The sequence below is a fragment of the Micromonospora sp. D75 genome, from assembly GCF_018070405.1.
In the GTDB taxonomy this organism is placed as follows: Bacteria; Actinomycetota; Actinomycetes; order Mycobacteriales; family Micromonosporaceae; genus Micromonospora; species Micromonospora chalcea.
The window spans coordinates 1-8,294 of record NZ_JAGPXV010000235.1 but is presented as its reverse complement, the minus strand read 5'-3'; the positions used below and the strand labels follow the sequence as shown (position 1 = coordinate 8,294).

The following is an 8,294-nucleotide window of genomic DNA, read 5'->3' as shown; positions in this document are numbered from 1 at the left end:
ACCCGGATCCGGCGCCGCGCCGACCGCGTTCGACCTCGACGACGTGTACCTGCCCCACCTCAAGCGGTACGACGCGGTGGCGGTGCTCGTCCGGCCCGACTTCTACGTCTTCGGCACCGCCGCCGACCCGGCCGTCGTGCCCGCGCTCGTCGAGGATCTGCGCCGGCAGATCCGGCGCGGCTGATCGGCATCCACCCACCGGAAGGAACCGACATGTTCGAGAACCTGAAGATCGCCGGCCGGGCGATCCGCACGGTCTTCACCGCCGACCCCATCACCCGGGTCCGGCGCTTCTACGAGATCCAGTCACCCGACGTGGAGTTCGCGGCCCGCCGTACCCACTACATGAACGTGGGCTACTGGTCCGACGGGGTCACCGACATCGACACGGCCGCCGACGCGCTGGCCGACAAGCTGGCCGACGCCGCCGGGCTCAAGCCGGACGACACCGTGCTCGACGTCGGCTTCGGCTACGGGGACCAGGACTTCAAGTGGCTGCGGGAGCGCCAGGTCGCCAAGGTGTACGGCCTGAACATCACCCCGCACCACGTCGAGGCGGCACAGCGCCGGGCGCAGGAGGAGGGGCTCGCGGACCGGACCGACTTCCGGCTCGGCAGCGCCACCGAACTGCCCTTCGAGGACAACACCTTCGACCGGGTCGTCGCCCTGGAGTCCGCCTTCCACTTCTACCCGCGCAGCGCGTTCTTCGCCGAGGCGCTGCGGGTGCTGCGCCCGGGCGGCGTGCTCGCCACGGCCGACATCATCCCGGTCAGCGGCGACGTCGTCCGCGCCGCCATCCAGTCCGGCCCGCTGAGTTTCGTCAAGTTCAGCATCCCGAAGGAGAACTGGCACGACCGGGACACGTACCGGCAGCAGTTGGTCGAGGCCGGCTTCGCCAACCCGGAGGTCCGCTCGATCAAGGAGCAGACCTGGGAGGGCTGGCGGGCGTACATGGCCGAGCGGACCAACGACCCCGCGTTCCGGGCCGTCGTCAAGCCGGCCGTCCGCAAGAGCATGGCAGCCCACTGGAAGAACCAGGACCTCATGAAGCGTGAGCTGGCGCAGATGGACTACGTGATCGCGGTCGGCCACAAGCGGTGACACCGCGCACGGACGAGGGGCCCGCCGACCGGTCGTGACGACCGGCGGACGGGCCCCTCGTCCGGTGGGATCAGACCGCCGGCGCCGCGCTCAGTGCCGTCGAGATGGCCCGCAGGATCGCCGGCTGGTGCTCGGCGAGGAAGAAGTGCCCGCCCGGGTAGACCTTCAGGTCGAACGCCGCGGTGGTGTGGTCCGACCACGCCCGGGCCTCCTCGACAGTCGTCTTCGGGTCGTCGTCACCGGTGAGGACGGTGATCGGGCAGCTCAGCGGCGGCCCCGGCCGGTAGGTGTACCGCTCGGCGGCCCGGTAGTCGTTGCGGATCGCCGGCAACGCGGCGCGCAGCATCTCCGGATCCCCGAGGACGGCGGAGTTGGTGCCGCTCAGCTTCCGGACGTCGGCCAGCAGCCCCTCGTCGTCGAGCAGGTGCACCGTCTCGTGCCGTGACTTCGACGGAGCCCGGCGCCCGGAGGCGAACAGGTGCGCGACGCTGCCGCCGTCCTGCTCGATGAGCCGGGCGAGTTCGAAGCCGAGGCTGGCCCCCATGCTGTGCCCGAAGATGGCCAGCGGCTCGTCCCGCCAGGGCCGCAGCACGGTGAACACCTCGCGCGCGAGGTCGTGGATGTCGCCGATGCACTTCTCGTGGCGCCGGTCCTGCCGTCCCGGGTACTGGATCGACAGCACCTCCACGGCGGGGGAGAGGGCGCGGGACACCGGGAAGTAGAAGCTTGCCGACCCGCCGGCGTGGGGCAGGCACACCAACCGCCTCGCGCCGCCCGGAGCGGGGTGGAAGCGTCGCACCCACAAGCCGTTGTCGGTATCTGGCGTCGTCATCCTCTGGTGGTCCTTCCGGCGGCTGCGGTTGCCGACCGGATCGGCGCGGACCCGGTCGAGGCGACGCTAGTGCGACGGGTCGGGACCGGACACCCCTAGCTGGTCGGTTGCCTGGTTAGGGGTTGTCCGCGCTCGCGCGCAACCAATAACTTCTCCCGGCAGATGGGGATCTGCGTGGCTCTCGGCCGAGCGAGCCGAACGACAGATACAGGTGTCGCCTGAGACTTCTGCGCATTCGTACCGTCGCTTACGTCGAGTCTCCGCCGTGAATCGCGATGGGCTGGGTTGATGGACACCGAAGAGAAGCTCCGGGAGTACCGGAAGAGAGTCACCGCCGACCTGCGGCGGACCCGGCAACGGCTCCGGGACGTCGAGGCCGACGCGCAGCAGCCCATCGCGATCGTCGGTATCGGCTGCCGGGTCCCCGGCGGGGTGCGCACCGCCGAGGAACTGTGGGATCTCGTCGCGTCCGGCGGTGACGCGATCGCCTCCTTCCCCACCGACCGCGGCTGGGATCTCGACGCGCTCTACGACCCGGAGCGGTCCCGGCCGGGCACCTCCTCGGTCCGGGAGGGCGGATTCGTGGCCGACGCCGCCGAGTTCGACCCTCGGCTGTTCGGGGTCTCGCCGCGCGAGGCCCTCGCCATGGACCCGCAGCAGCGGCTGCTGCTGCAGACCTCGTGGGAGGCCGTCGAGACGGCGGGGATCGACCCCACAAGCCTGAAGGGCGCCCGGGTCGGGGTCTTCGCCGGCATGACCCACAGCGGGTACGCCCACCCGCCGGAGACCCCGCCGGCGGGCGTGGAGGACTACCTCGGTCTCGGCAATGCGGGCAGCATCGCCTCGGGCCGGGTGGCGTACTCGTTCGGGTTCGAGGGGCCGGCGGTGACTGTGGACACGGCGTGTTCGTCGTCGCTTGTGGCGTTGCACCTGGCGGTGCAGGCGCTGCGGTCGGGGGAGTGCGATCTCGCGCTGGCCGGTGGCGTGACGGTGATGCCCACTCCCGCGGTGTTCGTCGACTTCACCCGGCAGGGCAACCTGTCCCCGGTGGCCCGGTGCCGGGCGTTCGCCGACGCGGCGGACGGCACGGCGCTCGCCGAGGGCGTCGGTGTGCTGCTGGTGCAGCGCTTGTCGGACGCGCGACGCGACGGGCGTCGGGTGCTGGCGGTGGTGCGGGGTTCGGCGGTGAACCAGGACGGTGCGTCGAACGGTTTGACGGCGCCGAACGGCCCCTCCCAGCAGCGGGTCATCCGGCAGGCGCTCGCCAACGCCCGGCTGAGCGTCGCCGACGTGGACGTGGTGGAGGCGCACGGTACGGGTACGACGTTGGGTGATCCGATCGAGGCACAGGCTTTGCTGGCGACGTACGGGCAGGGCCGGGATGTGCCGCTGTTGCTCGGGTCGGTGAAGTCGAACATCGGTCACACGCAGGCCGCTGCGGGGGTGGCGGGCATCATCAAGATGATCTCGGCGATGCGGCACGGGACCGTGCCGGCGACGCTGCACGTGGATGTGCCGTCGTCGCATGTGGATTGGTCGTCGGGTGCGGTGGAGTTGGTGACCGAGTCCCGTGAGTGGCCGGCCGTCGAGCGTCCCCGGCGGGCGGGTGTGTCGTCGTTCGGCATCTCGGGGACCAATGCGCACGTGGTCCTGGAACAGCCGGAGGCCGAAGCCGATCCCGATCCCGAGCCCGTCGCGGTGCCGGTGGGTGTGCCGGTGCCGTGGGTGGTGTCGGGGCGTTCGGAGCGTGCTCTGGTGGGGCAGGCGTCGAGGTTGGCGTCGTTCGTGCCGGGATCTGGCGTGTCGTCGTGGGATGTGTCGTGGTCGTTGGTGACGTCGCGGGCGGCGTTGGAGCACCGCGCGGTGGTGTGGGGCTCGGACGTGGACGAGCTGGTGGCCGGGCTGTCGGCTGTTGCCGAGGGCCGGTCGGTGGTGTCGGGTGTGGTGTCGGCGGGTCGCCGGGCGGTGTTGTTCACGGGTCAGGGTTCGCAGCGTGTGGGTATGGGCCGGGAGTTGTACGAGGCGTTCCCGGTGTTCGCGGCGTCGTTCGACGAAGTGTGCGCGGAGATTGATCCGCGTCTGCCGCGTGCGTTGCGCGAGGTGGTGTTCGCGGAGCCGGGTTCGGAGACTGCGGCTCTGGTGGATCAGACGGTGTTCGCGCAGGCGGGGTTGTTCGCGGTCGAGGTGGCGTTGTGGGAGTTGCTCGCGTCGTGGGGTGTGCGGGCGGATTTCCTGGCGGGTCATTCGATCGGTGAGGTGACGGCCGCGTACGTGTCGGGGATGTTGTCGCTGTCGGACGCCTGTTCCCTGGTGGCGGCGCGGGGTCGGTTGATGCAGGCTCTGCCGTCGGGTGGGGTGATGGCGGCGGTCGGTGCGTCGGAGGAGGCTGTCGCCGAGCTGCTCGGCGCGTCGGGCGCGGCCGTGGACATCGCGGCGGTCAACGGCCCCGCGTCGGTGGTCGTCTCGGGCGCGGCCGATGAGGTGGCCTCGGTGGTGGGGGCCTGCCGTGAGCGGGGTTGGCGGGTCAAGGAACTGGCGGTCAGTCACGCGTTCCATTCGCGGTTGATGGATCCGATGCTGGAGGAGTTCGCGTCGGTGGTGGCGGGGCTGAACTGGCAGCCGCCGCGGGTGCCGGTGGTGTCGAACGTGACCGGCGCGGTCGCGGACGCGGCGGAGCTGACCGACCCGGGCTACTGGGTGCGGCACGTACGCCAGCCGGTACGGTTCGCCGACGCGGTGCGCACCCTCCACCAGCAGGACGTCACCCAGTTCCTGGAGGTCGGCCCCGACGCCGTACTCACCGCCATGGCGCAGGACTGCGTCGAGGCGGCCGGCGAGGTCCGGTTCACCGCCACGATGCGCGCCGGGCACTCCGAGGCCGACACGCTGCGCACCGCCCTCGCCGAGTGGTACGTCACCGGCGGCCACGTCGACTGGACCGGATACCTCGCCGCCCTGGACGGGTCCGGCCCCGAGCGGGCAGCCGAGGCACGCCCCCGCGCCATCGCCCTGCCCACGTACGCCTTCGACCAGCAGCGCTACTGGCTCAACGCCAGCGCGGGGGTCGAGACGGCGCCCGGGCTCGGTGTCCGCCCCGTCGACCACGCGCTGCTCGGCGCCGCCGTACGCGTCGCCGACGACGACGTACGGGTCTTCGGCACCGAACTCTCCGTACTGACACACCCGTGGCTCGCCGAACACGTCGTCTGGGACTCGGTGGTGGTGCCCGGCGCCGCCCTGGTCGAGATGGTCCTGCACGCGGGCGCGCAGGTCGGCTGCGACACCCTCGACGAGCTGACCCTCCAGGCCCCGCTGGCGCTCGCCGAGGACGGCACCCGGGCGGTGCAGGTGAAACTGGGCGCTGCGGACGAGGACGGTCGCCGGACGGTCACCATCCACTCCCGCGCCGCCGCCGACCCGGACGGCGAGTGGGACCGCCACGCGGCGGGCGTCCTCGCCCCCGCCGTACCGCAGCCCGACCGGTCCGATCCGGCGCCGTGGCCGCCCAGCGCCGCCACCGCCGTCGCGGTCGACGGGATCTACACCGAGCTGTCCCGTCTGGGCGTCGAATACGGCCCCCTCTTCCGTGGCCTGCGCGCCGTCTGGCGCACCGGCGACGAGGTGTGCGCCGAGGTGGCGGTGCCCGACGGCACCGAGGTCGCCGGCTTCAGCCTGCATCCCGCCCTGCTGGACGCTGCGCTGCACGTCGTCGGCCTGCTCGACTCCGACGCGGATGATGCCTCCGGCGTACGCCTTCCCTTCGCCTGGACCGGCGTCACCCTCTCGGCGGTCGGCGCGACCGCGCTGCGGGTACGCGCCCGGCGCAGCGGCGGCGGCGTGGCCCTGACCCTGACCGACCCGGCCGGCGCCCCCGTCGCCCGGATCGACTCCCTGGTCTCCCGCCCCGTCACCGCCGACCAGGTGCGCGGCGGTGACTCCGCAGCCGACCCGCTGTACGCCGGCAACTGGCAGAGCGTGCGGCCGGGTACCCCGGCGACCGTCCGGGTGGTGCTCCTCGGCGACGCGCCGTCCGACCTGTCCGAGATCGCCAGGTACAGGCTCGCCGAGCTGGCGGAGGCGGTCGACTCCGGCCGGATCGACCCGGAACTGGTGCTGCTCGCCGCGTACACCGACGACGAGGACGCCCCGGTTCCCGCCGCGACGCGGAGCCGGCTCACGGCGGTGCTGGCCGCCGTCCAGGGCTGGCTCGCCGACGACCGGCTGGCACAGCGGCGGCTGGTCGTGCTGACCCGCGGGGCCGTCGCCGCCGGCGACACCTGTCGTACGGGCGACCTGCCCGGCGCGGCGGTCTGGGGCCTGCTGCGCTCGGCCCAGGCGGAGCACCCCGACCGCTTCGTGCTCGTGGACCTCGACGAGGCGCGGCAGCCGGAGTCCTGCACCGTGGACCTGGTGGCCCGTGCGGTCGCCACCGGCGAACCCCAGCTGGCGGTCCGGGACGAGCAGGTGCTGGCGCCCCGGCTCGCGCCAGCCGTCCTCGACCCGGCGCCGGCCACCGCCCTCGACCCCGAGGGGACGGTCCTGGTCACCGGGGCCACCGGCGCCCTCGGCGGTCTGCTGGCCCGGCACCTGGTCAATACGCACAAGGTGCGCCACCTGCTGCTGGTCAGCCGCCGCGGAACCGACGCCCCCGGCGCGGCGGAGCTGCTCGCCGAGCTGACCGCGCTGGGTGCGCAGGCCCGCCTGGTCGCCGCCGACGTGGCGGACCGGGACCGCCTGGCCGCGGTGCTGGCCGACGTTCCCGCCGAGCACCCGCTCACCGGCGTGGTGCACGCCGCCGGCGTCCTCGACGACACGGTGATCTCGGCGCTGACCCCCGGCCGGCTGTCAGCCGTTCTCTCCGCCAAGGCCGACGCCGCCTGGCACCTGCACGAGCTGACCCGATCGCGGCCGCTGGCGATGTTCGTCCTCTTCTCGTCCGTCGCCGGTGTCCTCGGCGGCCCCGGGCAGGGCAACTACGCCGCCGCGAACGCGTTCCTCGACGGCCTCGCCGGGCACCGGCACGCCTGCGGCCTCGCCGCCACGTCCCTGTCCTGGGGCCTCTGGGCCGCGGACAGCGGGATGACGGGCGCACTCGACGCCGCCGGGCGGCAGCGGATGAGCCGCAACGGCCTCAGCCCGCTCGGCACCGGCCAGGCGTTGCGCCTCTTCGACGCCGGCCTGCACGGTGGACGCCCCCACCTGGTGCCGGCGCTGCTCGACCTCGCCGCGCTGCGCCGCCAGGCCGACGCCGGCCAGCTCCCGGCGCCGCTGCGCGGCCTGGTCCGGGCCCGGCGGCGCGTCGTCGACGGCGGCGGCGACGGCGGCCCGTCCTTCGCGCAGCGCCTCGCCGGCACGCCCGAGGCCGAACGCGGCCGGCTGGTGGAGGACCTGGTCAAGGCGCAGGTCATCGAGGTACTCGGCTACCCGCCGGCCACCGTCGTGCCGTCCGGGCAGACGTTCACCGGCCTCGGCTTCGACTCGCTGACCGCCGTGGAGCTGCGCAACCGGCTGACCGCCCTCACCGGCATCCGGCTGCCGGCGAGCCTCATCTTCGACTGCCCCACGCCCGCCGCCCTCGCCGACTTCCTGCTGGTCGACGCCGCCCCGCCGAAGCCCGAACCGGGCCTGCTCGCCGAGCTGGACCGGCTGGAGGCCGCGTTCGCCGCGACCGCGCCGGAGGAGCTGGAGCGGCTGGCCGCCGACGACGAGACGCGTACCGCCGTGGCGGTCCGCCTCCGGGCGCTGGTCACCCGGTGGAGCGACACCACCGACCGGCCCGACGACGTCGGCCAGGCCCTCGACGACGCCTCGGACGACGAGCTGTTCGACTTCATCGACCAGAAGTTCGGCCGATCCTGACCACGAGTCCGCCGCTTGCCCCTTAGCGACAGGTGATCAACCCGATGGCGAACGAAGCCAAGCTCCGCGAGTACCTCAAGCGCGTCACCGCTGACCTGCACGAGACCAGCGAGCGCCTGCGGGCCGTCGACGAGCAGAATCACGAGCCGATCGCGATCGTGGCGATGGGCTGCCGCTACCCGGGCGGGGTGCGGACTCCGGAGGCGCTGTGGCGGCTGGTCGAGTCCGGCGTCGACGCCGTCACACCCTTCCCGGCGGACCGGGGCTGGGACGTGGAGAGCCTCTACGACCCCGACCCCGACGCGCACGGCAAGTCGTACACCCGAGAGGGCGGCTTCCTGCACGACGCCGGCGAGTTCGACGGCGGCTTCTTCGGCATCTCGCCCCGCGAGGCGCTGGCCATGGACCCGCAGCAGCGCCTCCTGCTGGAGGTCGCCTGGGAGACGGTCGAGCGGGCCGGCATCGCCGCGGACTCGCTCAAGGGCAGCCGCACCGGCGTCTT

General features: G+C 73.1%; 4 protein-coding genes and 1 pseudogene. 4 read left to right on the top strand and 1 reads right to left on the bottom strand.

Annotation, left to right across the window (positions count from 1 at the left end):
• Together KBX39_RS15930 and KBX39_RS15925 are read left to right on the top strand one after the other, a co-directional pair.
• Window positions 1-184: pseudogene (locus KBX39_RS15930) on the top strand (bifunctional 3-(3-hydroxy-phenyl)propionate/3-hydroxycinnamic acid hydroxylase); the annotation flags it as partial.
• 29 nt (window positions 185-213) lie between these two features.
• The gene (locus tag KBX39_RS15925) at window positions 214-1,101 is read left to right on the top strand and encodes a class I SAM-dependent methyltransferase (RefSeq protein ID WP_043329884.1); all 888 of its coding nucleotides are present in this window, start codon (window positions 214-216) and stop codon (window positions 1,099-1,101) included.
• A 70-nt stretch (window positions 1,102-1,171) separates the two neighbouring features.
• On the opposite strand, the gene KBX39_RS15920 is transcribed toward KBX39_RS15925, so the two are convergent.
• The gene (locus KBX39_RS15920; RefSeq protein ID WP_043329886.1) at window positions 1,172-1,933 is read right to left on the bottom strand and encodes a thioesterase II family protein; all 762 of its coding nucleotides are present in this window, start codon (window positions 1,931-1,933) and stop codon (window positions 1,172-1,174) included.
• 288 nt (window positions 1,934-2,221) lie between these two features.
• Between KBX39_RS15920 and KBX39_RS15915 the strand changes: the two genes are divergently transcribed.
• On the top strand, window positions 2,222-7,792 hold the full coding sequence (locus KBX39_RS15915; protein ID WP_247660255.1) for a type I polyketide synthase: 5,571 nt from the start codon (window positions 2,222-2,224) through the stop codon (window positions 7,790-7,792).
• 44 nt (window positions 7,793-7,836) lie between these two features.
• Window positions 7,837-8,294: beta-ketoacyl synthase N-terminal-like domain-containing protein (locus KBX39_RS15910; RefSeq protein ID WP_210871274.1), on the top strand; the 458-nt coding region annotated here is incomplete at its 3' end.